The organism is Methanolacinia petrolearia DSM 11571 (genome assembly GCF_000147875.1).
Taxonomy (GTDB): Archaea; Halobacteriota; Methanomicrobia; order Methanomicrobiales; family Methanomicrobiaceae; genus Methanolacinia; species Methanolacinia petrolearia.
Genome location: NC_014507.1, coordinates 778,902 through 801,821 on the forward strand (window position 1 = coordinate 778,902; position 22,920 = coordinate 801,821).

General features: G+C 49.3%; 23 protein-coding genes. 14 read left to right on the forward strand and 9 right to left on the reverse strand.

What is annotated here, in order from left to right; all coding sequences use genetic code 11:
• Positions 1 to 84 precede the first annotated feature (84 nt).
• Entirely contained in the window at positions 85 to 324 is a 240-nt protein-coding gene (locus MPET_RS03890; protein WP_048130592.1) for a hypothetical protein, read from the forward strand.
• Positions 325 to 546: 222 nt separating this feature from the next.
• Positions 547 to 1,506, forward strand: coding sequence for an EF-Tu/IF-2/RF-3 family GTPase (locus MPET_RS03895; protein ID WP_013328717.1), 960 nt, complete (start codon positions 547 to 549; stop codon positions 1,504 to 1,506).
• Positions 1,507 to 1,879: 373 nt separating this feature from the next.
• Here the strand turns inward: MPET_RS03895 and MPET_RS03900 are convergent, their stop codons facing one another.
• On the reverse strand, positions 1,880 to 2,902 hold the full coding sequence (locus MPET_RS03900) for an FkbM family methyltransferase (RefSeq protein ID WP_013328718.1): 1,023 nt from the start codon (positions 2,900 to 2,902) through the stop codon (positions 1,880 to 1,882).
• Positions 2,903 to 3,370: 468 nt separating this feature from the next.
• Here MPET_RS03900 and MPET_RS03905 point away from each other — a divergent pair, with 468 nt between their 5' ends.
• Positions 3,371 to 4,108, forward strand: coding sequence for an SIMPL domain-containing protein (locus tag MPET_RS03905; protein WP_052297235.1), 738 nt, complete (start codon positions 3,371 to 3,373; stop codon positions 4,106 to 4,108).
• 114 nt (positions 4,109 to 4,222) lie between these two features.
• A complete protein-coding gene (gene rpiA / locus MPET_RS03910) occupies positions 4,223 to 4,909 on the forward strand; it encodes a ribose-5-phosphate isomerase RpiA (RefSeq protein ID WP_013328720.1) in 687 nt (228 codons plus the stop codon).
• Here the strand turns inward: rpiA and MPET_RS03915 are convergent, their stop codons facing one another.
• Complete coding sequence (locus MPET_RS03915; protein WP_013328721.1) at positions 4,910 to 5,281, reverse strand: helix-turn-helix domain-containing protein; 372 nt, start codon at positions 5,279 to 5,281, stop codon at positions 4,910 to 4,912.
• A gap of 138 nt (positions 5,282 to 5,419) precedes the next feature.
• The gene (locus tag MPET_RS03920; protein ID WP_013328722.1) at positions 5,420 to 5,980 is read right to left on the reverse strand and encodes a TATA-box-binding protein; all 561 of its coding nucleotides are present in this window, start codon (positions 5,978 to 5,980) and stop codon (positions 5,420 to 5,422) included.
• 86 nt (positions 5,981 to 6,066) lie between these two features.
• On the opposite strand from MPET_RS03920, the gene MPET_RS03925 reads away from it, so the two are divergent.
• Positions 6,067 to 8,175: an acetate--CoA ligase family protein gene (locus MPET_RS03925; protein ID WP_013328723.1), complete on the forward strand. Its 2,109-nt coding sequence runs from the start codon at positions 6,067 to 6,069 to the stop codon at positions 8,173 to 8,175.
• Between the two features lie 361 nt (positions 8,176 to 8,536).
• Positions 8,537 to 8,848: a hypothetical protein gene (locus MPET_RS03930; protein WP_148222183.1), complete on the forward strand. Its 312-nt coding sequence runs from the start codon at positions 8,537 to 8,539 to the stop codon at positions 8,846 to 8,848.
• 759 nt (positions 8,849 to 9,607) lie between these two features.
• Here MPET_RS03930 and MPET_RS15460 read toward each other — a convergent pair.
• Entirely contained in the window at positions 9,608 to 12,118 is a 2,511-nt protein-coding gene (locus MPET_RS15460; protein WP_013328725.1) for a PGF-pre-PGF domain-containing protein, read from the reverse strand.
• A gap of 688 nt (positions 12,119 to 12,806) precedes the next feature.
• Between MPET_RS15460 and MPET_RS03940 the strand changes: the two genes are divergently transcribed.
• Complete coding sequence (locus MPET_RS03940; protein ID WP_148222184.1) at positions 12,807 to 13,133, forward strand: hypothetical protein; 327 nt, start codon at positions 12,807 to 12,809, stop codon at positions 13,131 to 13,133.
• 128 nt (positions 13,134 to 13,261) lie between these two features.
• Here the strand turns inward: MPET_RS03940 and MPET_RS03945 are convergent, their stop codons facing one another.
• The 3 genes from MPET_RS03945 to MPET_RS03955 all read right to left on the reverse strand — a co-directional run bounded on the left by MPET_RS03945 (position 13,262) and on the right by MPET_RS03955 (position 14,461).
• Positions 13,262 to 13,453, reverse strand: a complete 192-nt coding sequence (locus MPET_RS03945) for a hypothetical protein (protein ID WP_013328726.1) — start codon at positions 13,451 to 13,453, stop codon at positions 13,262 to 13,264.
• Between the two features lie 53 nt (positions 13,454 to 13,506).
• Positions 13,507 to 13,962: an EVE domain-containing protein gene (locus MPET_RS03950; RefSeq protein WP_013328727.1), complete on the reverse strand. Its 456-nt coding sequence runs from the start codon at positions 13,960 to 13,962 to the stop codon at positions 13,507 to 13,509.
• Between the two features lie 184 nt (positions 13,963 to 14,146).
• Positions 14,147 to 14,461, reverse strand: a complete 315-nt coding sequence (locus MPET_RS03955) for a transcription factor S (RefSeq protein WP_013328728.1) — start codon at positions 14,459 to 14,461, stop codon at positions 14,147 to 14,149.
• 178 nt (positions 14,462 to 14,639) lie between these two features.
• Here MPET_RS03955 and artA point away from each other — a divergent pair, with 178 nt between their 5' ends.
• Positions 14,640 to 15,461: an archaeosortase A gene (artA, locus tag MPET_RS03960; RefSeq protein WP_013328729.1), complete on the forward strand. Its 822-nt coding sequence runs from the start codon at positions 14,640 to 14,642 to the stop codon at positions 15,459 to 15,461.
• On the opposite strand, the gene MPET_RS03965 is transcribed toward artA, so the two are convergent.
• Positions 15,436 to 16,077: a CDP-alcohol phosphatidyltransferase family protein gene (locus tag MPET_RS03965; RefSeq protein ID WP_013328730.1), complete on the reverse strand. Its 642-nt coding sequence runs from the start codon at positions 16,075 to 16,077 to the stop codon at positions 15,436 to 15,438. The two genes, artA and MPET_RS03965, sit on opposite strands and share 26 nt — an antisense overlap.
• Positions 16,078 to 16,179: 102 nt before the next feature.
• On the opposite strand from MPET_RS03965, the gene MPET_RS03970 reads away from it, so the two are divergent.
• Both MPET_RS03970 and sppA read left to right on the forward strand, forming a co-directional pair.
• Entirely contained in the window at positions 16,180 to 16,863 is a 684-nt protein-coding gene (locus tag MPET_RS03970; protein ID WP_013328731.1) for a RibD family protein, read from the forward strand.
• A gap of 3 nt (positions 16,864 to 16,866) precedes the next feature.
• Entirely contained in the window at positions 16,867 to 17,739 is an 873-nt protein-coding gene (gene sppA / locus MPET_RS03975; protein WP_013328732.1) for a signal peptide peptidase SppA, read from the forward strand.
• 342 nt (positions 17,740 to 18,081) lie between these two features.
• On the opposite strand, the gene MPET_RS03980 is transcribed toward sppA, so the two are convergent.
• Positions 18,082 to 19,248, reverse strand: coding sequence for a geranylgeranyl reductase family protein (locus MPET_RS03980; protein ID WP_013328733.1), 1,167 nt, complete (start codon positions 19,246 to 19,248; stop codon positions 18,082 to 18,084).
• A 140-nt stretch (positions 19,249 to 19,388) separates the two neighbouring features.
• Here MPET_RS03980 and MPET_RS03985 point away from each other — a divergent pair, with 140 nt between their 5' ends.
• The 4 genes from MPET_RS03985 (at position 19,389) to MPET_RS04000 (ending at position 22,876) form a co-directional block, all read left to right on the forward strand.
• A complete protein-coding gene (locus MPET_RS03985; protein ID WP_048130971.1) occupies positions 19,389 to 20,825 on the forward strand; it encodes an amino acid permease in 1,437 nt (478 codons plus the stop codon).
• A gap of 61 nt (positions 20,826 to 20,886) precedes the next feature.
• The gene (gene pth2, locus MPET_RS03990; RefSeq protein WP_013328735.1) at positions 20,887 to 21,249 is read left to right on the forward strand and encodes a peptidyl-tRNA hydrolase Pth2; all 363 of its coding nucleotides are present in this window, start codon (positions 20,887 to 20,889) and stop codon (positions 21,247 to 21,249) included.
• A complete protein-coding gene (gene truD / locus MPET_RS03995) occupies positions 21,246 to 22,517 on the forward strand; it encodes a tRNA pseudouridine(13) synthase TruD (protein ID WP_013328736.1) in 1,272 nt (423 codons plus the stop codon). Before pth2 ends, truD begins: the two co-directional genes overlap by 4 nt.
• Positions 22,518 to 22,567: 50 nt before the next feature.
• Positions 22,568 to 22,876 (forward strand): hypothetical protein, encoded by a 309-nt coding sequence (locus MPET_RS04000; protein ID WP_013328737.1) that lies wholly within the window; start codon positions 22,568 to 22,570, stop codon positions 22,874 to 22,876.
• The last annotated feature ends 44 nt before the right edge of the window (positions 22,877 to 22,920 follow it).

A 22,920-nucleotide genomic window follows, 5' to 3' on the forward strand; every position in this document is an offset into this window, starting at 1 on the left:
CGTTTTGTACAAACTTTGTAGGCAACCCCACGTCGCGGACCGCTTCGCAGACCCGTGGATCGGCCCCGACCTCGGGGCCTCTCTATGGTGATAGCCGCCCGGAGGATAGACGAGTATCCCCTCGGATGGAGGGATGCGGTTTGTTTATACATGTCCCTCATGGTGGGCGATTTCACCACACAAAAATCGATAAAAATCTACAATTTTGTTGGAACCAGGACAATGAATCTAAAGGATCTCATCCGGATTTCCAAACAAAACTTAATTAAACAGGCTAGGGGACTTCGCCGGTCCCATGGGCGTGCCGTGAGAAGATTATCTTAAGGCAAGGCCCATGGGCAGGGGCCGTCCGGCGGCTTGGCCGCCGGTGCCCGGGGTCGCTGAGAAAAACATGAGACACATTAAAGAACCAAAATGTTTGCTGGAATCGGGACAAGGGATCTAAAGGATCTGGACGCAGATTTTTATAGCAAATATATTTGAGCTAACAATTTTCACTCACGGACGAAAACCATCTTTACCATTCAGAGCTAAATTATTGGCACTATGCCTAATCTCAATGTGGCGGTTCTCGGCCCGCACGGCTATGCCAAAAATATAGGCAAGGCCGGGACCGAATCCGATATTACTTTCTATAACCTGAAGAAGGGCGAAGATACTGTTACGATTATCGAGCCGTCCAGATACCCCGAGCGGGTCGCACCCTTGTATTATGCCGTGGCGATGTCGCAGTCCGCAATTTTGGTCGTGGACGCAATCACCCCCGAGTTCGGTGAATGTGTGGTCATGCTCGACTGTGCCGGGATAAAGAGCGGCTACGTGATCCTCAGGAATTATATCGACAAGTCTCAGATCGATCCGTTGATCAAAGGGACGGTTATCGAGAACTATACATTCATGGAGGACGATTCGATCGTTCTCAGGGAGTCACTACTCGCCGCCGCTTCGAAGGTGGAGAGGGTGGTCTCCGATATTCCGGGAACGGTGATGGTCGATCATCACTTCAACGTGAAGGGCATCGGAACCGTGATCCTCGGCGGAGTTGTGAAGGGAACGATCAGGACTCATGATTCCGTGAGGGTTCTCCCCGGAGAGAGAACCGCACAGATCCGCTCGATACAGAGGCATGACGATGACTGCACGGATGCCGTCCCGTATGACCGCGTCGGACTTGCACTGAAAAATATTACGGCAGACGAGATCGACAGGGGCCAGGTCGTGACCACCGACGATTCGATAAAGACCGGCGATTCGTTCAAGGGAAGGATCAAGGTCGTCAAATACTGGAATACCCCGATGAAGGATTCGATGGTGATCCATATCGGCCACTGGATGAGTTACGTCTCGGGAAAGATCGATTCGGTGACCGACGGATCTGACCCGAAGAATCCCGAAGTCCAGATAAGCCTCGAAAAGGAGATCGCGTACTTCCCCGGTGACAAAGCGATCGTACATCACCTTGATGCCGGGAAGCTCAGGGTCGTCGGGACGATCGTTCTTGAGTGAGTTTTTAACGTATTTTGCGTTTAATACTCTTTTCTCTTCCCGGCCAAGGCTACCCGAACGGGTAGCGTCCAGGCCGGGCTATCACCTTTTGCGCAAATTCGCGTAGCGAATTAAGCAGAGGGCTGCCCCTCAGGGGCTTATGCCCGGAAAGATTCCTGAAAAAAGAATATCAGAATTATACAGGGAGGAGACGATTCCTCCCCTTGAACCCACCTCCACATGGCGATAGGTCTCTGTCGGTATGGACAAGCATCCCTCCGGCTCCGTGAAAGTTATTATTCAATTTAAAATACGAAGGTATGAAGTAAATTAGAGAAAAGATTTCTGGAAATCTCAGCTGTTTTCAAGATTTTCAAAATATTTTTGATATTATCTAATATGCTATCAGTATATGTTCAGCTGTAGGTGAATAAAGACCACCGGACTTTCGAATCATAAATTTATATCCGATTTTAAGGCTTTCTAAATAGGGTTTTATTTCGAAAAAGTCTTTGGGATTATGATAGATACAAACCAATAAAATCGGTTTTTGTTCCTTGATGGTATTAATTCCCCCTTTAAGGGCATTCATTTCAAAACCCTCGATATCCATCTTAATTAAACCAATATTTAGGTTTAATTGTGAGATTTCCTGATCTATAGTTGAAACTTCTACTTCCTCGTTTTCATCTGTTTTATAATCAGTTAAAGGTTCATCTCCACCTCTTGAACCTATAAACAATTTACATTGTTTATCCCCGATTCCTTTTTTTAGAGGGATAATTTTATCCTTTAGATCATTTAACTCGAGGAACTTAACCAATTCATTGTAAACCCCTAATTGTGGCTCATAAGCATAGACAGATTTACAATTCGTTTCTTCAATGAATAAAGTTGAAGAATCACCGTTATATGCACCAAGATCAATAATGGATTTTCCTTTACATCGCTCTTTGTATTCTATTCCTGTCTCTTTCATACCATATTTCAAAAAAAACATAAAATAATCAGGAAAAATACTCTTTTTTGGCATTATGTAATTGAATTTATTTTTTTCTTCAATTGAAGAATATTTTTTAAAATTACTAAAATCTTCTTTTGTATATACATCTTTTGTTGGAAGAATCACATAATTATTAAAGGTTGATTTAGAAAATTTTGAGTAAATGTAAATATATTTATCTACATAATCTCTCGAGATTTTATCGAGGCCATCCTTCAGAGAGTCTATCTTTTGCTCGATATCTTTATCTTTTAAATACTCCTGCCACTCAGATGGATTAGAACTCCAAACAAATTTGATACCAACTCCTCTCTCCAGAAGTATAGAAAGGCGATGTCGAAATGAATTGATGCTCTGTCGAACCGATTTTGGTAAAAATTTTCGAGCTAATCTTATTGTAATTCCATTTGTCATCTCAATATTATTAAAAGAGAACTCCTATATAACAATTGCAGTATTTTTATAATATAATTCTTGTTGAAATTATCTAAAAAAAAGTCGGGCTATTAATGGTTATTAAATGAACTGATCAATATTCATTGTTATAATGATCAGTCTTTGAGACGCAATTTGTTTAGATTGCAGTATTTTATTACAATATCTTTTTGAGTTTGAAACAATCTCAAAATCTTGCAAGCTTTCTTGATGATTAAAACACCAGATTCCCCGATTCGACATCTCATTTAGGTATTGATTTTTCGATTGTTATGATTCTCAAAGTAAATCTTAAGATTAGATAATTATTGAATTTGTATTAGAGATCTGGAGAGATTCCATTTGTTCATACTCCTCTCAAATCCAAAATCAAAACAAATAACTTCAGTTTTTTTCGAAGTCATGAATAGTGTTAATAAATTTCAGTGCTACTATCTTCTGATACAAATGAGTCTGAAAAAACTAATTCTGGTTTCGATGATCTTCGTCCTTGTCGCTGCAATGGCAGGCACAGCCGCCGCCGCAGACACCTCGGACGATAAGACCATCTCGGTATCGGGCACAGGGAAGGTTTCCTCCGCACCCGATACAGTCATAGTTTCAATCGCAGTAGAAACTGAAGATACCGACGCGTACAAAGCCCAGCAGGAAAATGCAGTAAAGATGGATAAGGTTCTCAGTGCCCTGAAGGGAATGGGCCTGACAAGCGACGAGATCGAGACGACCGGCTACAATATCTATTCGTACACCTCAGGTGACGACTCCATATTCGGTTCGAAGAAAACAGTCTACAGGGTCACCAACACCATAAAAGTGGAGACCATGAAGGTTGACATGGCAGGCGAGATAATCGACAATGCCGTTGCATCCGGTGCAAACAGCATAAATTACGTTTCATTCACGCTCAGCGACGAGAAGTCCAACGAACTCCGTTCGCAAGCCCTTGACGCAGCCGTTGAACAGGCCAAATCTGACGCAGACGCAGTCGCCTCAGCACTCGGGGTCTCGATTGTCGGAGTAAAGACCGTCAACGTCGGTGCAAGCTACACCCCGGTGAGCTACAATTACGCCTATGCCGAGGATGCGATGTATAAGTCGACAGCCTCGGCCGGAGTTTCGACATCCGTTGAAGCTGGCGACGTAGACGTAACCGCTTCGGTCTCCATCGTTTATCTTATAAGATAATTCAACCCTTTTTTCGATCGCCGGGTTACCAGATCCGGATCTTTCCGGACCCCGATCACCATAAATAGAAAGTTCTTTTTTGTATGTGCATGACTACTGATCAGGTTTCAGGAAATGACTTCAGATATTGATATATCCAAAAAGAATGCCGGGTATTTTGCAGCCGAACTCATACAGGACGGCATGGCGGTCGGGCTCGGAACAGGCTCGACGGTCTTCTACGCCATGGAGCGCCTTTCCGAAAGGATATCCTCCGAAGGTCTTGATATGATCGGCGTCCCAACCTCTTTTCAGGCCTCGATGAGGGCAAGAGAGTACGGCATTCCGCTCTCCGTGATCGATGAATACCCCTCGCTCGATATTGCAATCGACGGTGCGGACAAGATCGACTCTTCGCTCCGGATGATAAAAGGAAGAGGAGCCGCACAGACGCTCGAAAGGTGTGTCGCCGATGCTGCGGACCTCTTTGTCGTTGTGGCCGACGAATCTAAGATGTGCGAAAAGCTCCACGGCCCCGTTCCCGTCGAAGTACTCCCCTTCGCCCTCGGTCTCTTTGAAAGAAGAATCCGTGAACTCGGCGGCATTCCTTCAATCCGCCTGGGTGTTAAAAAAGACGGCCCCGTAATAACCGACAGCGGAAATTTCGAAGTAGACTGTGATTTCGGGTTCATCGACGAGCCGGAACTCCTCCAGTCTGCGATAAACAATATGCCGGGTGTCCTGAGCTGCGGGCTGTTTACGGAATTTACCGACAGGACAAAAGTTGTAATCGGAAATGAAAATGGGGTAAATATATTTTGATCAGACTATTTTTCTGATCTTTTTTATAATTTCAAGCTGGTTTTCGATCTCTTCCTTTTTATCTTTCTCAAGAGTATCGATGATTTCAGGCATCGGTTTTGACAGATTATATATCTTCACGGGCCTGCCTTTGCTCTCCGCCTTGCTCTCCCTGTTGGAGATCCACTCCTTTTCGCTCAGGGTTCTCATGGCTATGCTGACTTCCGGCTGGCGGAGATCGGTCCCCCTCTCGATCTCCCTTGATGTCGCTTCTTCAGTATTTGCAAGATAAACCAGAACCTTGGCGACATTCTTTTTGAGACCCACTTCAGAAAGAAGATCAGCCAGTTCCTCTTCCTTTTCAGTGAATGTCAAAACTTTTTCGAGTTTCATAACTACACCAGTCTGTACATTCTAATTTGCCAGTTTCTTATAAATACATTTTTATCTTGATTGTGGTATTTAGGGGGTTATGATAATGATCTAATTATTGTTAGATCAAAAATGATAGGAAAATATATAATCTATTGTTTAAATTAATCCGAGGTTTGAAAGATCGGATAAAATCTTCTGCACTGCCTTTTTGGCATCCTCGGGCTGCTTTCCGCCGGTTATGATAAGTTTTCCCGACCCAAAGAGGAGAACAACCACTTTTGGCTCGTCGAGCCTGTAGACCAGCCCGGGGAACTGCTCGGGTTCGTATTCGATCCTCTCAAGATTGAAACCTACAGCGATCTTGTTCAGGTTAATGGGAGTTCCGAGATCTGCGGACGTTACGATATTCTGGACTTTATATTCCAGATTTTTTGGGATATCCAGCTTAAGCTCCCTTAATTTGTCTCCGAGTATATCGAGGCCCTTTGACAGGCTGTCTATACTCTTTGCACCGGTCAGGACTACTTTTCCCGATCCGAATACGAGCGCCGCAATTTTGGGCTCCTGCATCCTGAGCACAACGCCGGGGAACCTCTTCTTGTTGTACTCTGCATCTTTGATCTTTTCGTTTATCATCTGGAGATCGAGTTCTTTGGCAACCTTGGCCGATGCTACGATATTTTCGATCTTCAACGAGTCTTCCGGATTCACCTTCATGTTTATAAAATTATTTATAAAGTATATAAATAGTTGGGTGTTAAACTAATCCTAAATGGCCCGGGTTTTTCCAACCTGCAGGGTATATGTCAAAAACATTTTCCGCCGGACTCAGGCAGGGTGAATATATGAAGAAAAAGGTGCTTCTTGGTGCTGAAGGATACCGTCTCCTGGACAGGTTTGGTATCCCTCATCCCGAATACGGTCTCGCTCATTCCGAAGACGAGGCCGCCGGTATCGCTGAAAACCTCGGGTTCCCTGTCGTGATGAAGGTGATCTCCCCGGATATCATTCATAAGAGCGACGCAGGCGGCGTGGTTTTGGATATCGGCTCCGCGGGTGAGGCCCGGGAGGCATATTCACGAATAATCCGGAATTCGTTGTCGGCTGTTCCGGGTGCGTTGATAGAGGGCGTTATCGTCGAAAAGTCGGCACGCCCCGGGCTGGAGATCATCGTAGGCGGAAAGACGGACCCGGCCTTCGGGAAGACCCTTACGTTCGGGACAGGCGGGACGAACGTGAGCATCTACAAGGATGTATCATTCGCGATACTGCCTTTAACGCCTGAAAAGGCGAAAAAGATGATCCGTGGCATCAGGGCTTTTCCACTTATCCGTGGTTATCGGGGTTCGAAGCCGAAGGACGAGGCTGAGATGGTGCGAATTCTTGTCAGTGCCGCCCGGATGTTCGGTGAAACTCCGGGTCTTTCCGAGTTCGACATAAATCCTCTCCGGCTCTACGAGGAAGGAGCGTGTGCGATAGATACGGCGTTCATCTTCGACGAAAGCACTGTTCCGGCCGCTCAGGTCGTTCGGGGCGAAAACGCTCCGGCCGATACCGGAATATTCAGCCCTTCGTCTATCGCCCTCGTCGGTGCCTCGGAGAAACCGGGAAAGGTTGGGACGACGATGGCTGAAAAGCTTGCAAAGTTTCCCGGCGAATTTTATCCTGTAAATCCCACGGACGACGAAATATTCGGGTTCAAATGCTACCCGTCTGTCATGGATATTCCCGGCAGCGTGGATATGGCGGTTATATCTGTTCCTGCACCGCTTGTTCCGGGAATCGCGAAAGAGTGCGGGGAGAAAGGCGTGAAGATCGCCGTAATAATATCGGCGGGATTCAGGGAGACGGGTGAAGAGGGAGCGAAAATCGAGGATATTATCGCAGAGACCGGGAAAAAATACGGGATGAGGATCGTCGGGCCGAACTGCCTCGGCCTGATCAGCCCATATAAAGGCTATGACACGACTTTTCTCCCGATAACTCCTCTGCCGGGGAACATCGCGTTTATATCCCAGAGCGGTGCTCTTCTGAATGCGGTGATCGACTGGAGTCTCTCGTACGGGCTCGGTTACTCCCTGGTGGCCTCCGTCGGGAACCAGTGCGATCTTAAATTCACCGATTACCTCGTCTGGGCGCAATCGGACGAGAACACCCGTGCCATAATCATGTATATCGAGGATGTGGGTGACGGCAGGAGGTTCATGGAGCTTGTATCCGAGATCTCGCCCGAAAAACCGGTGGTTGTGATAAAGGCGGGCTCATCCGACAAGGGCCATCTTGCGGCAGCTTCGCACACCGGATCTCTTGCCGGGAGCCACGAGATCTATATTGAGGCGTTTAAGGAGTGCGGAGCAATATCCGCATCGAGTATAGAAGATGCCTTTTATTCGGCGGAATTTCTTGCGCACAGGAAGAGATACCCGAAGGGCGGCAGGGTCGTGGTCTTGACGAATGCGGGCGGTTTCGCTGTTCTTGCGTCTGATTATGCGGAGAAATACGGTCTGAATATCATAGATCTTCCCACTGATGTAAAAGAGAAATTCGACGGTTTTCTGCCTTCATACTGGAGCCGGAGGAATCCGGTGGACATCGTCGGCGATGCAAGGATGGACAGGTTCGTTGCGGCTCTGGATCTGCTCTGCAAAAACGAAGACTTCTGGGACATTTGCGTCGTGATCTCGATTCCGAGCAACAATATCCCGTTCGAACAGCTTGCCGGGGAGATTATCAAAAAGACGAAGGAGACTGAGAAGAGGCTGGTCCCTGTCTTTGTCGGCGGTGAGGAGATGAAGCAGGGAAGGGACACTCTCACGAGTGCTGGTATCCCTTCGTTCGACGAACCCGAGACGGCGTTCAGGGTCATGGGCGGGATTGTTGAGAGCCGGCACGTTTCGGGGAATTTGCAATAATTCGGAAGGGAGGGGGACGATTTCCCCTCCCTCGAACCCTCTCCCTCATGGCCATAGGTCACAGTCGGGACAGGCGAGTGTCTCTCCTGCTCCGTGAATTTTCAATTGTTCCTAAAATATTAATTTCCCGTCCGGGGCTTATGCCCTCTAATAAATTCATTTTGTTTAGAAGTGATGGAGCTTACGCCCTTCTCAGATTTTACTAAACTGTGGGATATCTTAGGGAAAAAGCAAAAAAAGACGATAACGTTATCTTGCGGAGCGGGAATAATTCTATTATTCCTGATTGAGAGCGTCAGCAATGAAAAAACTGATGACAGGCTATGCTGAGCAACGGGACCTGCGCGAGGAGTCTTGGAAAATGCAGTACAAAAATATAACGATCACATACGAAGATGCAAAGATCCATGCAAGGAAGGATGAAAACGAATGCTGGGAGTACAGGTATCCATATTCGGATTCATGGGAAAAAGACCCTGAAAAGCTCCTGGCCGTACGCCCGACGGGGAATCCCGAAGGTATGTTCTATGAGATTCTCTGTATAGAGCTCTTCGGTAACGAGATCAAAGGAGAGATGGACTGGGCGGGAGAGGGAGACAATATCAGGATCGTCTCTCCCGGAGCATATGAGTGGGAGCCTGCCTGGAATGGGATCCGGTTCCATTCTGAGTGAATGATCTTCTTAAGAGGTAACAGAGTTCTTCGGTCACCTTTTACTTTATTTTACCTTTTTAACTTGTTTTTCTCCCGGCCGGTGCAATCGAAGGGCTGTCACACTTTCGAAATTTAGGGCTACCTTCGGTAGCCATTTGTGAAGTTTTAATAAAAGGGGGCAATTACCCTTTCCGGGTCTGCCGGCTTTCGAAGGAATAGTTGGAGGTTGTATGAAGTTGTATGAGTTTTGAGGTTGAGGGCTTCAGGTGGAGAGCCCTCTTTTGGTGGGGGTTTGGAGTATTATGCGTTTTTTTCTTTCTTTTTCGGTCGTCTCCTTTATAGGTTGTTTTCTTTATTGGTGGTGTCATGGGACGGGAGTCTGGATGCTCCCTTAACACTCTGATCAATAGATTGTCGGCCGGGTATATAAATGAAGAAAATGCGATTGAGTATTTCATTTAACCTGTGAGTTACATGATTGAATGAAAGCCGTTTCGAACTTGTGCAAGGTTTGCCTTCGGAAAAATATTAACTAAGAATGAGAAGGGCGGGGAATGATTTCCCCCTTTAACCCTCCTCCTCGTCGCGATAGTCGCCTCCTGGATGGGCAAGCATCTCTCCGGCTCCGTGAATTTTCTTCTTTGTTATCTCACGGCCGGGGCTTGCGTCCTCTAATAAATTCATTTTATCTTGAAAGCGAGGGGCTTATGCCATTTTTCGAAAAGATGAGATCCCACTAATTCCTAAAAAATCAGGTTTCCGCAAAAAAGAATATTTATTATTTGAATTCCTTATCCCACCAGTCGGGATATTTTTCCTGTTTCCTGCGGGCGACAAGACCGGCGATTACAATTATCACCAACACCACGAACACCAAAACCATTACCGTCGATGACCATGATCCCGTTCCGCCGGAATTTTCCGGATTATCCGGTGTCGCGGTCGAAAGAACCGTTGTGGCAGGGGACGGCGACGGTGTGGCGGAAGCTGTTGCAGCCTGTGTTGCTTCCGCAGTCCGTGTTTCTTCAGGAACAATCGTCGAACCTTCTGATACGGCGATCGCGAACCACGAAAACGACGGTGTATCAGCACTGTAATAGCAATATGTGCCGTCCTTGCCGGTCAGAGTCGTAGCGAGCTCTTCCCATTCGCCCGTCTCCTCATTGTAGTGGAGCATCACGATGTCGCCGGAACCGAAGCCATGCGACGAAAGCCAGCTCTTTTTCACTTTAAAGGAGAAGGTTCCGCCTGAGAGATCAGATTCGTCCGCATAGTATACAGTAACGTCCTCGTACTCGTAGACATCCGTATCCGGCTCTCCGATCGAAGACGGAAGCGATCCTTCCCTTTCGACGGTGATCATAACTTTTTTGATGTCGGCCCCTGCGGTCACCGAGACTTCACCGACAGCGCCCTTGTCCATCGTAAACGACGCAGTCCCTCCGGCTTTAAGATCCGTCGTGAACCCTACTCCCGTATCGGTGTTTGGACCGCCCCCGGTTCTCGTGGCGACATTCAGGCCGGAGGAGACAACGGTGCGAAGCGAATCCGCCATCGCAAGAGCATCCGCCCGGCCGTACCCGAAAGTCGTGTCCTTTCCTGTCTCCCCGAGGTCGACAGCCGAATTGTAAAGCGCCGCCTTCACCTCGTCGGCGGTCATTTCGGGATGTGCACCCCAGATCTGGGCGGCAACCGCCGCTACGTGCGGCGCCGCAGCACTGGTCCCGTAGAACGGATTCGAGAATCCTCCTGCACCTGTAATGCTGACGCCATCCACCCCGGTGATATCCGGTTTTGCACGGATTTCCTGCGTGGGATACGAGATGGTAACAGGTCCGTGTGAAGAGTACGATTCGATAATCGAAGGCGTTATCCAGTTTACAGCGGCGGCTGTGATTACATCCGGGACTGCCGCATGCCCGAAAACAGAATCGGCAGCGACGACATTGTTATTGAATACAATCGCCCCGTTCTTTGGTAATATGAACAACTCAAGGATTCTACTCTCCGCACTGCTGTTTTTCCGGACATCGATCTCCCCGATTATCTCCGAGGAGCCCGGATTGTAATATTCAATATATTCCAGCGGATCCCCTGATCCATCCTGGGTATCCACGGAATAATCCAGGTCGCCATATTCAATTTCTGAAGAGGAGTTCGATATATCGGATAGGTAAAGATCATAGTCGTTGCCCGAACTGCCGAACTTATCGTTCCACTGCAGGATGATACGGACACCTGAGGCGGCTGGAAGGTAGACATACATGGACGTGCGATTTGGATTTGTGCCGCCACTGAAGTCATGGAAGCCGTTTTTCCACTCATAAAATTCCCCCTGGTAATGTTCTTCCGCCAGATTTGTTGCAGCAGCTACATATACGATATCGTTATCCGAGAGCACCGATTCGAGATGATTTGCTATCGTACCGTCCTCGAAGTATGGTTGCCCCGGCCAGTAGATGTCGTCGCAGATTACTTTGCAGCCGCTTGAAACAAGAGCGTCGATCGCATGATTGAATTCAATTTCATCGTCCCCCATGTCGTGGAAATATAGTTCGGCATCGGGAACCATATCGTGTACAATCTCAAGCATTGCCGTTCCTTCATCACCGCCAACTTCGTCGCTGAGGACGTGGACGTCGTCAGGGAGATCGCCTGATTCTTTTGAATCGTTGATATGTTTGACGCCGTTCGATATGATCCCGATCTTCACCCCGGCGCCTGTGTACCCGTAACCGGAACGAACATTGGCGGTCTTATGGACGATGTCCCCTTCCGTCGTGACTGATCCTATACTTAAACCCGGTGCGATGACTTCCCTGACCGCTCTTACTCCATCGATTGCGGTCAGTTCATAGAGATCCCCGGTGTCGACCCATGCCACCGCAAAGTTGTTCGCCTCGTCCCTGCCTGTCACATTGGCGATATAGTCGATGTTATGCGTGGAGTAGCCGGGCAGCATGTATACATAGACGCAAACGGGTTCGTCCGAAGAGGTTTCAACAGATGCGGAACGCATGGCAGATAATGTTACGGCGCCTGGATCGCCGGAATCCTGTGCATCCAGTAGAAGGGAGGTGGATAATTTCTTTTCGTCTTCGGTCAGGTGGTCCTTGTCTATGGGCAGGGCAGTGGAGAAATTGGATGCCGACAGGTCATTTGTTTTTGCATACTGGTCCGGGAGGTATATTCCACTCTCTGCGCAGACACCCCAGGCAGGGAGTAGTATTTGCAGTATAATGAGGTATAATATCAGCTTTTTTATGAGATTTTTCTGCCGGATGCTCATAATAATTTATTTTTATATTTTGATTGCATATTTCTTCCTAATTGTTATTTTACAAGGTTTTCCCGGTGTTGTGTGGAGTATTTTAAACTATGAGAAAGGGTTTGGTTAAATGTGCGGGGAGGGACGGGGTAGGGTTCCTCCTGCTCCGTGAATTCTCTATTTTATCGTTTCAAAATCGGGTTTGATCTCTGGCTGTTTTTTCAACTTGTTTTACGTTTTCCAACAGGTCTCTTCCCGACAGGGGCCTACGCCCAAATAAATTTCTGAAAAAAACACCTGAATTATACTGTGAAGAAAACGAATTTCATGAAATCCCATTCATTATTAATTTTTTTATTTTCCTCGTAAATTCCGATTTAATTTTATAATAACTCCCACCCCTGTCTTTATCTGGTGCCGGAATCGCAACTTGGGATTAAAATGGAAGGAACAAACGAACGAATAACCGGGAACTTTTACTGTTTGATACCAGAAAAGGAAAACGGCAGCCGCCCCGGAGGTCATTTACAGAATGGGTTTCATGATGGCGTTGGTCCCGGCGATGATGATCCTTCGGAGTTATCTTTAGTTTGCAACTTTGCAAACTAAGAAAAAGACGGAGGGCGGTTCATTTGCAGAATATTGTCTGGATGGAGGAGATCTTCTCCCTGTAAACATTTGTTTGCACAAAAATCCCGGGGCACAGAAGATGAATAATCCGCATGCACCTTTTCAGGAGTGTGTGTGTACGCAGTATAATTGTGCAAACATAGATGAAGAATGCCCTGATATGCCGGGAAATAAAAAAACATCAGCAGATAAGGAATCTTTAGTTTGCAAAAAATTTTTGCAATTTTTCGTAACTGTGTACAAAGTTGCAAATGTGCCGGTTAAAGTGTCAACCGGTGATTTAAGGGGTTCGGTTCTTCCTCTTCCGGGAGTTCTCGATCATCATGATTTTGGGAGAACCACCAAGGAGCTCGGGAAGTGTGATCTCTGCGGCGATGGGAGGCGGTTTTTCTTTGGGGGAGCCTGAAGTGTCTGCGAGAGATGTTTCGGGAGGTTGATGAGAGAGTATTTGAAAAAGGAGGGGGTTAGGTAAAGATTATGAAAAATTAATCTAAGTATGGTAAAATAAGTTATTTGAATAAATGCCGGACGATCTTATTTAGGCGCCTGAAGAACCTGGTTCCGGATCTCACCGGGGACGAGTAAACCGGTCACCAGGACAATAAGGATCGCCAGACATCCGGTAACCAGGGTCAGGGTGGGGAAAGCTCCGCTTATCAAATCTAATCTGATCCCCACGATGAACAGACAAAAGGCCAGGGAAACGACCACTCGTTCGGTTACCATATTCTATGAAATGGCCTCAGGGGGAGATAACTGCATCGCCAGCGATTCGGTGATCACCCTCTCGGCGTCTCGGCGGCCTTCATGATATACTCGTAGTCTTCTTCGGGGATGGTTCTCATTGCCGTTCTCAGGTGGCCGGTCCACTGCTTCTTGTTGGTGATGAACTCCAGCTTCGGGATGAGCGATTTGAAATCGAGAGGGTCGTCGAATATTTTTACGGGCTTCAGCTTTACGCGATAGGGGAAGACTTCTTCGCCAGGCATAGTCGGCGGTTTGATGAAGACTTCCGAGAGATCTTCGAATGGTTTCGATGTAATCTCGCAGGCGGCCATTATTGCGGACGGGAGGATCGTGTCTCCGGCGTTTTCCTGGCGGACGAATATGACGATCTTATCGCCGGGGCTTGATCTTTCGATGCTGTTCTTATTCCTCTTCGGAACGCCCCAGAGATTTCTCTTTTCTATGACCTCCCAGTTGTCGCGGTTGGTCGATGCAATCCAGATTGTCATTGGATTGAGATTTGGATTTGCAGACTATATAATTAACAGCCCGGAATGAAAACCTGAAACCTGATTCACTCGTCAAATTCCGTGTTGTCTGTTTAGGATCCAAAAACAGTCAGGCTCAAAAAGATCCCCGCAAAAAAACCTAAAAAAAAGAAATTTTATCGAACAAAAAAAATAAGTGGAAAATTCAGTCGTATTCGCGCCAGGTGTACTTGCACTTGACGCATTTGAAGAACCTGACCTCGGACTCATCAGCGGACCTGAGTTGCCTGAGCCACCAGTATGCGGTATCGTGGCCGCACTCCGGGCACCTGACATTCGTCGTCGGGAGGGTCGCGATCTCTTCGGTATCCTCGACGATGACGATATCCTTTTCTTCCATCGTTCTGACTTTCATCATCTTGGACCGGTCTTCAATCTCCTTTTCAAAACCACATTTTGTACACTTAAGTTTCCCGTTTGAGGACTTCATAAGACCTTTACATTCAGGACAAAACATCATCGTCTATATTATCTGTTTCCAATTCATTAATTCTTATTCATTCTGTCAAAATGATGCCCTTAAAATAAAGTCCGATTTGAAAAAAAGTTCATAAAACAAAAGTTTCATGGCCTGCTTCTTGTAAATCACAACGTGATTTTCATAGTAAATAAATGGTTTCGCCGCAGACTTATATTCAATGGAACCCCTCCTCATATACGCCGCAGCGATATTTTTCATCGGCTTTCTCCTGCTCAGGCGCCCGTATAATCTCTATTGTGCGGCCGCCGGGTGGACAGCGATCATCCTATCGATCCTCGTAGACCTTCCGCACTATATCTTCGTCGAGAACAATTTCATGTACCCTCTCTTCGGGATACTTGGGATACCTTTCCTTGCAATAACAATCCCCGAAATCCTGAGGAACAACAAACTCACCATCTACCTGAGCAGGGGGGCGGCCATCGCGTTCCTGATCTATATCCCCTTCGGGTTCTACCAGCCGCTCGGCGACTGGCTGATCGCCGTAGTCACATCGGAGGTCTCGTCACTCCTCGGGCTGTTCGGTTTCGGCGCGGAAAAAGTCGCGTGGAATATGATAGAATACAACAACTTCCGCGTCGAGATAATCCTCGCCTGCACCGGCATCCAGAGCATCGCGATAATGCTTGGGCTTGCCTACTGCGTTCCCTCGGACAGGAGGCAGAAGCTCATGGCATTCCTGCTCGTCGTCCCGACGATATACATCCTGAATCTTTTTAGGAATGTATTTGTCGTAATGGCATACACCGGGCAGTGGTTTCAGGTATTCCCCGAGATTGCATCGAACGGGGAAATCGGGTACGAGAGCTTCTTCTGGGCGCACAATGTCATGGCCGAACTGGGCGCACTCATATTCCTCGTGCTCCTCGCTCTTGCACTGTTCAAACTGAATCCCGCGCTCGGCGAATTCGCAGAAGGAATAGTTACGCTCTACACTGAAAAAATAATGAAGATTACAGGTGCCGGTAAAGATAGATAATCCTCTGGAGTGCGGAAAGATTCGTGCAGACAGCGACCAGAATCACCGCTATCGCGATGAATCCCGTCAGTCCCCCGAGGATGAGGATGATAATCGTCTCCGGTCTCCCGAAGAATCCCACTCTCTCCAGGGGGTCGTCGATCTTCCCGTCCTCCCTCTTCTCGAAGCCGACCTCCGCATATACGACCGGTTTTATGAACGTATTCATCAGCGAGCCGATAATCGCAATGGCAACCACTGCAAAGTCCGCTTCGGGAATATATTGTGCGGGTATAGGGAAGTAGCCGCTGATAATCGCAATCCCCGAAAGTCCGATCCCGAGGATGACTATGCTGTCTACGTATTTGTCGACGATCCAGTCAAATACCGCTCCGAATTTGCTCTCTCTCCCGGTCTTTCTTGCAACCGTTCCGTCGACGAGATCGAGAACTGCCGATATGAAAAGAAGTATTGCGCCAGAGACGAAGTATTGATAAAAGAACAGGTATGCCGCCCCCATCCCTGCAAGCAGTGACAGCATCGAGACGCTGTTCGGGGTGAACCTGAGCCTGATGAATATATTTGCGAGGGGTTCGAGACATCCGGTAAATTTGGGCCTGAGCGCAGTAATATTCATTTCTTATATTATGTGGACGCCCAAAGGAAAAACCCTTTTGAAAATATGAATAAGACTAAATGCTTTACAGGTTGAAGAACAACTTAAAATAAGAAGATTGATATGGCGGGAAATATTGTTAAACCCCACGTGCTGATGATGTCGGAGATAACTGTGGATGGCAAGCTTACACTGAAGAAAGGCGCTTCCTCCAAGATCCTCATGAAATACATGGATCATGCAACTGACATCCTCCTGCACAAAACAAGGGCCGAATATGATGCGATAATGGTCGGCTCGAATACAATCAATATCGACAACTCATTTCTTACAGTAAGGTCCGTCAAGGGAAAGAGCCCCCTCAGGGTCATCCCTTCGAGCAGGGCCGCCATTCCTCCCGAATCAAATGTGCTCGGACCCGACGCCCCGACACTCATTGCAGTGAGCAAAAAGGCCTCGCCTGAGAATATCCGGATTCTCGAGGATAAAGGAGCGGATGTGGTGTGCGTCGGCGAGGACAAGGTAGATCTTCCCCTCCTGATGAAGACCCTCGTCGAAAATTACGGGGTCTCGAAACTCATGATCGAAGGAGGGCCGACGCTCAACTACTACATGCTCCAGGACCGTCTTGTCGACGAGATCCGCCTTATACATCTTCCCTTCATAGTCGGAGGTTCGGACACGCCATCTCTCGTCGGAGGGATGCATATAGAATCCGAAGAGGAGATGTTCAGCCTCCAACTCAAAAACTACTACATGTGCGGGACAAATCTCGTTACCGAATACGACGTCCTGTACAGGAAGTGAATAATGAGCTGGCTCGAAAAAAAGATAGAATACAATAATAAAAAAAGATCGATAAAATCCGGAATTCCCTGGCTTGTGGCCGGAGTGATAATCGCATTGATAATTATAGTTCTTTTAACGATACTGATACCATATTCCGAGAGCAAGGGAGTCTCGGTAATCCGCATAGAGGGAACGATCGAGACCGGAGATTTTTACAGCGGAGGCTATGTCGGAAGCGAATATGTCGGGAGCCGGATCCGCCAGGCGGCAGATGATCCGCTTGTCGAGGCAATCGTGCTCAGGGTGGACAGTCCGGGGGGATCTCCGGCAGGTGCCCAGGAGATAATCGAGGATGTCCAGTATGCTAAGACGAAGAAACCGGTATTCGTATCGATGGGAGATATGGCGACGTCTGCGGCATATTACATCAGCGCTTATGCAGACAAGATCTATGCAAGCCCCGATACGCTTACGGGAAGCATCGGAACGATCTGGACGTTCATCGATACCAGCCGTTCCCTCCAGATCGAGGGCGTCAATGTCTCCATTGTCAAATCCGGAGATATGAAGGACCTGACCTCGCAGTACCGCGGCCTTACCGACGAAGAGCAAGAATATGTCCAAGCTATGGTCGATGAAAGTTTCGAGCGTTTCCTGGACGATGTCTTAAGCCAGAGAAATATCAGCCGCGAGGACGTGGAGGAAGCCCAGCTCTACAGGGGCGAGGATGCATATGATCTCGGGCTTATCGATGAGTTCGGGAACCTGTTCGAGACGATGGAGGCTGCAAAAAATTACGAAAGGCCTGTTGCGATAATTGAAATGGAAGTCAACGAGACCACAGGTAACGAAACTGCGATGACTACAGAAAATGGAACGGAGATTGCCGGGTAAACTGGCATCTTTCTTGGATCTTAAAAGCAAGTTCCACTATTTTTGGCAACCCCTCGCCGCGGGCCGCACAGCAGGCCCGCGGACCGGCCCCGACCACGGGGCCTCTCTGTGGTGATAACGGCTCAGGGGATAGACGAGTATCCCCTGAGCGGGGAGACGCGGTAAATTCATGGCGTGTACTTAAGGGAAAATTCAAAAAAAATAAATTCAACAGCCCGGGGGAAGATTATCTTCAGGCAAGGCCCCTAGGCAGGGGCCGTCCGGCGGCTTAGCCGCCGGTGCCGGGGTTGCCTACGCCGGTATAATCTAAAAAATCCCAAAATATTCTGGGATATAACAGATCTAATCCCTAAAAAAAAGAGAACGTAGTTCGCTCCCGATAACTTTTCCTGCCACCCTGTAGATCGAGGGGTTGAGGGCCATTTTTTTGACGATTTTTCCGGGCCTGTCCATGTCGCCGTAGCGGATGATATCTTCCGCCATGCCCTTTTCGTTCATCACCCGGCAGAGGTCGTCGATGATCTCGGGTGTCAGGCCCTTTCTCATCTTAAAGAGCTTCACCCCGAACGCGAGCTCCCGCCCGAAGTCCGCCTTCCATAAAGATTCGTATCGTGAAAGGGCCCGGTCGCCGAAGTCCCCGGATTCGATACACCCGGCGATGGTATCGGCCGCATGTCTCGCCGACCTGACTCCCGTGTACACCCCTCCGCCCGAAGTGGGTTTGGCGAAGCCTGCCGCATCACCGCAGAACAAAGTCCTGTTCCCGTAGGTCCGGGGCATGATACCGATCGGGATTGTCCCTGTAACCTGGTGAACGTTTGTGGGCCCGAATTGTTTTATGAACTGCGTAAAGAGTTCGTTCGTATCCTTTTCCGCACACAGCCCGACACGTGCACGTCCTTTTCCAGCGGGAATGACCCACCCGAAGAATCCCGGCGATGCATACGGGTGAAGTTCTACGAGCCTTCCGTCGCTTTCATACGGGACATCCGCCTGTATCCCCGACAGGAATACCGGTGCTCTTTTCATGCCGAAGAATCTTGAGAAGTTCGATCTCGGACCGTCCGCTGCGACTATCATCTTCGATCTGAAATTCTGTTTGCCTGAAACTCCGGTGGTGGAGACCGTGCAGCCGCTGTTGTCGGCAATCGCTCCGTTTACGGATGTTTTCAGCATGATCTCCGCCCCGGCATTCGCGGCCGCTTCGAGCATCTCGCGGTCAAAGGCACTCCTGTCGACAACATATGCCTTGATCTCTCCTGCGTCGAACGAAAATTCACAGCTCAGACCGGAGACGACCCTTGCGCCCGAGACTGTCTGGATAACGCTCCTGTCCGATACTTCGCATTCGAAAAAGGCGTTGGTGCTCAGGAGCCCTGCACACTGGACCGGCGTTCCTACGGCAGCATGTTCCTCTACGAGAAGCGTATTCAGCCCGGCTTTTGCGCAGCATTTTGCCGCCATGCTCCCTGCAGGTCCTCCACCTGCAACTATGACGTCGTAGATCACAGATATTATTACATATTGGCATGAATGAGAATAATTGTTTACCGGGATTCATAATCCGGGGGCTGTTTTAACAGGTCTTGAGGTAGATAGACGGTGGGATTCTGCAGATAAAAGATAAAATTGGGTTGTTCACCTTCATAATGATCACATCGGCCATTCTCGTGAACGTCAGGAGCCAGCCGACTCTCGCCGAGGCGGGAACACAGATGTTCTTCTATTTTGCAGTCGCGACCATCGGTTTTCTTCTCCCCTGCGTTTTGATCCTCTCCGAACTGGGCAGCGCCTGCCCGTACGAGGGAGGACTGTATGTCTGGGTCAAGGGGGCGTTTGGGGAGAAATGGGGATTTACGGCGATATTCCTCCAGTGGATACAGATGACAATCCTGATGGTCATGGTCCTCTCGTTCATAGCCGGAACCATACTCTATGTCTTCGATTACGGGGAGCTCGAGAGTAAGATATTAATCCTCGTCATCTCTCTTGTAGTCTACTGGGGTGCGACGTTGGTCAACCTGAGAGGGCTGAAAGCCTCGGGAAGGATCAGCACCGTCTGCGTAATTCTCGGTGTCGCGATTCCCGCCATAACCATCGTCGTCGCCGGGTGTGCATACCTTCTCGCCGGAAACCCGGTACAGCTGGATCTTACGCTCACAGCACAGAATTACATCCCCGACCTCTCGAATCCCGCGAACCTCGCGATACTCGCCGCGTTCTTCCTGCCCTATTTCGGGATCGAGGGTTCAGCCGCACATATCGAGAACCTCAAGAACCCGTCGAGAAACTACCCGCTCGCACTCATCTTCGTGGTCTTCTTCTGCCTCTTCGTGAACCTGCTCGGCTCATTCTCGATAGCCGCCGTCGTTCCGCAGAGCGATATCAGCCTCATCGCAGGACTCATGCAGGCCTTCGAGATATTCTTCAATACGTTCTCACTCTCGTGGATCGTTCCCATACTCGCGATAATGGTCGTCATCGGGTCCATAGGCGAGGTCAGCACGTGGATCATCGCACCGATCAGGGGCCTGTTCAGGACCGCGAAGGCCGGGACGCTCCCGCTGTGGTTCCAGCAGTCGAACGAGCACGGGATTCCGAGAAACTTCGTGATATTCCAGGCCACCCTCGTCTCGATGTTCTGCATAATCTTCGCCCTGATTCCCGGCGTGAACAGTGCGTTCTGGATGATGGTCGCACTCACCACCCACGTCTACCTTATTGCGTATTTCATCATGTTCCTGACCGCCATCAAGCTCAGGTACCTGAGATCGAAGCATACGGAATCGGAGTTCTACATTCCCGGCGGAGAGAGGGGCCTTTACATTATGTGCACCTTCGGCTTCGGGAGCGTCCTCATTGTCGGAATCGTCGGGATGTTCTTCCTCCTCCTGACCGAGTTCGTGAGCACCCTCCCGTCTCCCGACGTCACGAATACGATCGGCATCTGGTATCCCGTCTTCCTCATTGCAGGTATGATCGTCATCGTCGCCATACCCCTGCTCGTACACAGGTTCAAAAAGCCGGAATGGTTTGCAGCCGGAGGCTTCGTCGATCCGGAGGATGGTCCTGCGGAAGCGAGCTGAAGCAGCACCCGGCAGCGGTAATCATGCTTATCTGAATCCCTGACCTAAGTATATTACAAAAATGTCGCCCGAACCCGAGTTCAAATACAAACAGTGCCTGATCATCAGGAACGACGTGAAGATGTCATGCGGCAAGAAATGCGCACAGCTCGCACATGCCGCAATCGCGGCGTACGAGAAGGCCGATAAGATAACAAAGAAGAAATGGTTCGACGAGGGGATGAAGAAGGTCGCTCTCAAGGTCAACAGCCAGAAGGACCTCTACGTGATCAAGACCCTCGCCGAGGATGCCGGGATACCCGCGGCTATAATCGCCGATGCGGGAATGACCGAGATCCCGCCGGGGACCGTTACCGCACTCGGCCTCGGGCCGGCGAAGTCCGAAGACCTCGACAAGATTACCGGAGACCTCCAGCTCCTATGATGAAGAGCGAGTACCCGATCGAGACCCTTCTCGGGATGGACTATTATGTAACGGAGACCCCCGGAACCGGCGGGATACTGAAGAAGACTCCTTCGGACTTCGTGGTCGGCGAGATCTACGGCGAAATAAAGATGACCGGCGGGCCGTATCTCATCTGCGAGCTCGAAAAGACGAACTGGGATCTCCAGAAGGCTGTCAAAGAGATCTCCAAGGTGCTCGGGGTAAGCCAGCGCCGGATCGGGTGGGGCGGAACGAAGGACAAGAGAGCGGTGACGAGGCAACTCATCTCGATCTACGGTGTGAGCGAAGAGGATGTCGAAGCCATAAGGATCAAAGATATTTCGCTGAAGGTCGCCGGGCATGCGAACTCCCAGATATCTCTCGGGGACCTGAAGGGCAACAACTTCGCGATAACGATCCGGGACATCGGGACCACCGACCCCGCTCCCATCCTCGAAGAGGTCTCGTCCGCATCGGTGGCAGGAAAGATCCCGAACTACTTCGGGATACAGCGTTTCGGTGCGACAAGACCCGTGACCCATCTCACGGGATTCGATATCCTGAAAGGGGATTTCAGGGAGGCGGTAAAGACCTACGTCAGCTTCTCCTGCGGAAACGAGCCGGAGGAGACCGAGATCGCAAGGAAGCATTATCTCGACACCGAAGACGTGAGGGAGACGCTCGCCATAATGCCGAACCACCTGCGTTACGAGCGTGCGATGCTCCATCACCTCATCGAAGAGCCCGGCGACTACGAAGGTGCACTGAAGGTCACGCCCCCCAAGCTTCTCTCCATGTTCGTCAGCGCAGCACAGTCCTGGCTCTTCAACAAGGCGCTGAGCAGACGGCTCGAAGCAGGTGGACTCGACGAACCGCTCGTCGGGGACAGGCTCATCTTCAAAGGCGGCCGGGAGGATATCGTCACCGAAGACAACATCGGAACTGCGAAGGTCCACATGAGAAGAGGAAGATGTGCCCCCGCGATATTCATGCCCGGATCTGAAGAGTTCAGGCCAGCCGGGGAGACAGACTGCTATATCGGAGAACTCCTCGACGAGTCCGGCATAACCCCCGAAAGCTTCGGGCTGGCGGCGGAGATCACCGGGACCGCCTTCAGGGGCGCATTAAGGGCCGCATCCATCAGGACGGAGATGAAATACGAAGTATCCGGGGACTCGGTCGGTCTCGAATTCAGCCTTCCGCCGGGAACGTACGCGACTACACTCTCCCGCGAGATCATGAAGGCCGACCCGGAAAAAATGGTCTGATCGTTTACTTAATCCATACTTTTTTCAGGGAAAATCTCCAAAACTCAAACATGGAAAGCCGTTTTGGAAGAGGTTTCATAACGAACATCATGCTTGTTGCAAAGCACATCGGTCTTCCGCCTGAGAGGGCGTGGGTCGGCCTTGCGGATCATCTTATCGAGATGCAGGTCCCCGACCGGTTCAGGGGAACCGAGGTCGAGGAGCACCTGACCGACCTCCGCCAGAAAGCCAACTGGCACCAGAGCGGAAACATGGATGCCGAGGATCTCGAATCGCTGAATAAATCGCTGAAAAGACTTGTTCTCGCCATCGATCGCGAGCTTGGTATCGAAGATCCGGCAGTCGGAAAATTCGACTGAACGTCGGCGTGCTCCGGCCCTCTTAATCCTATAATATTTTCCCT

Excerpts from the sequence above, each read along its gene's own strand:
- MPET_RS03890 (WP_048130592.1), top strand. The coding sequence starts at position 85 with ATGGTGATAGCCGCCCGGAGGATAGACGAGTATCCCCTCGGATGGAGG.
- MPET_RS03895 (WP_013328717.1), top strand. The coding sequence starts at position 547 with ATGCCTAATCTCAATGTGGCGGTTCTCGGCCCGCACGGCTATGCCAAA.
- MPET_RS03900 (WP_013328718.1), bottom strand. The coding sequence starts at position 2,902 with ATGACAAATGGAATTACAATAAGATTAGCTCGAAAATTTTTACCAAAA.
- MPET_RS03905 (WP_052297235.1), top strand. The coding sequence starts at position 3,371 with ATGAGTCTGAAAAAACTAATTCTGGTTTCGATGATCTTCGTCCTTGTC.
- rpiA (WP_013328720.1), top strand. The coding sequence starts at position 4,223 with ATGACTTCAGATATTGATATATCCAAAAAGAATGCCGGGTATTTTGCA.
- MPET_RS03915 (WP_013328721.1), bottom strand. The coding sequence starts at position 5,281 with ATGAAACTCGAAAAAGTTTTGACATTCACTGAAAAGGAAGAGGAACTG.
- MPET_RS03920 (WP_013328722.1), bottom strand. The coding sequence starts at position 5,980 with ATGAAGGTGAATCCGGAAGACTCGTTGAAGATCGAAAATATCGTAGCA.
- MPET_RS03925 (WP_013328723.1), top strand. The coding sequence starts at position 6,067 with ATGTCAAAAACATTTTCCGCCGGACTCAGGCAGGGTGAATATATGAAG.
- MPET_RS03930 (WP_148222183.1), top strand. The coding sequence starts at position 8,537 with ATGCAGTACAAAAATATAACGATCACATACGAAGATGCAAAGATCCAT.
- MPET_RS15460 (WP_013328725.1), bottom strand. The coding sequence starts at position 12,118 with ATGAGCATCCGGCAGAAAAATCTCATAAAAAAGCTGATATTATACCTC.
- MPET_RS03940 (WP_148222184.1), top strand. The coding sequence starts at position 12,807 with ATGAATAATCCGCATGCACCTTTTCAGGAGTGTGTGTGTACGCAGTAT.
- MPET_RS03945 (WP_013328726.1), bottom strand. The coding sequence starts at position 13,453 with ATGGTAACCGAACGAGTGGTCGTTTCCCTGGCCTTTTGTCTGTTCATC.
- MPET_RS03950 (WP_013328727.1), bottom strand. The coding sequence starts at position 13,962 with ATGACAATCTGGATTGCATCGACCAACCGCGACAACTGGGAGGTCATA.
- MPET_RS03955 (WP_013328728.1), bottom strand. The coding sequence starts at position 14,461 with ATGATGTTTTGTCCTGAATGTAAAGGTCTTATGAAGTCCTCAAACGGG.
- artA (WP_013328729.1), top strand. The coding sequence starts at position 14,640 with ATGGAACCCCTCCTCATATACGCCGCAGCGATATTTTTCATCGGCTTT.
- MPET_RS03965 (WP_013328730.1), bottom strand. The coding sequence starts at position 16,077 with ATGAATATTACTGCGCTCAGGCCCAAATTTACCGGATGTCTCGAACCC.
- MPET_RS03970 (WP_013328731.1), top strand. The coding sequence starts at position 16,180 with ATGGCGGGAAATATTGTTAAACCCCACGTGCTGATGATGTCGGAGATA.
- sppA (WP_013328732.1), top strand. The coding sequence starts at position 16,867 with ATGAGCTGGCTCGAAAAAAAGATAGAATACAATAATAAAAAAAGATCG.
- MPET_RS03985 (WP_048130971.1), top strand. The coding sequence starts at position 19,389 with ATGATCACATCGGCCATTCTCGTGAACGTCAGGAGCCAGCCGACTCTC.
- pth2 (WP_013328735.1), top strand. The coding sequence starts at position 20,887 with ATGTCGCCCGAACCCGAGTTCAAATACAAACAGTGCCTGATCATCAGG.
- truD (WP_013328736.1), top strand. The coding sequence starts at position 21,246 with ATGATGAAGAGCGAGTACCCGATCGAGACCCTTCTCGGGATGGACTAT.
- MPET_RS04000 (WP_013328737.1), top strand. The coding sequence starts at position 22,568 with ATGGAAAGCCGTTTTGGAAGAGGTTTCATAACGAACATCATGCTTGTT.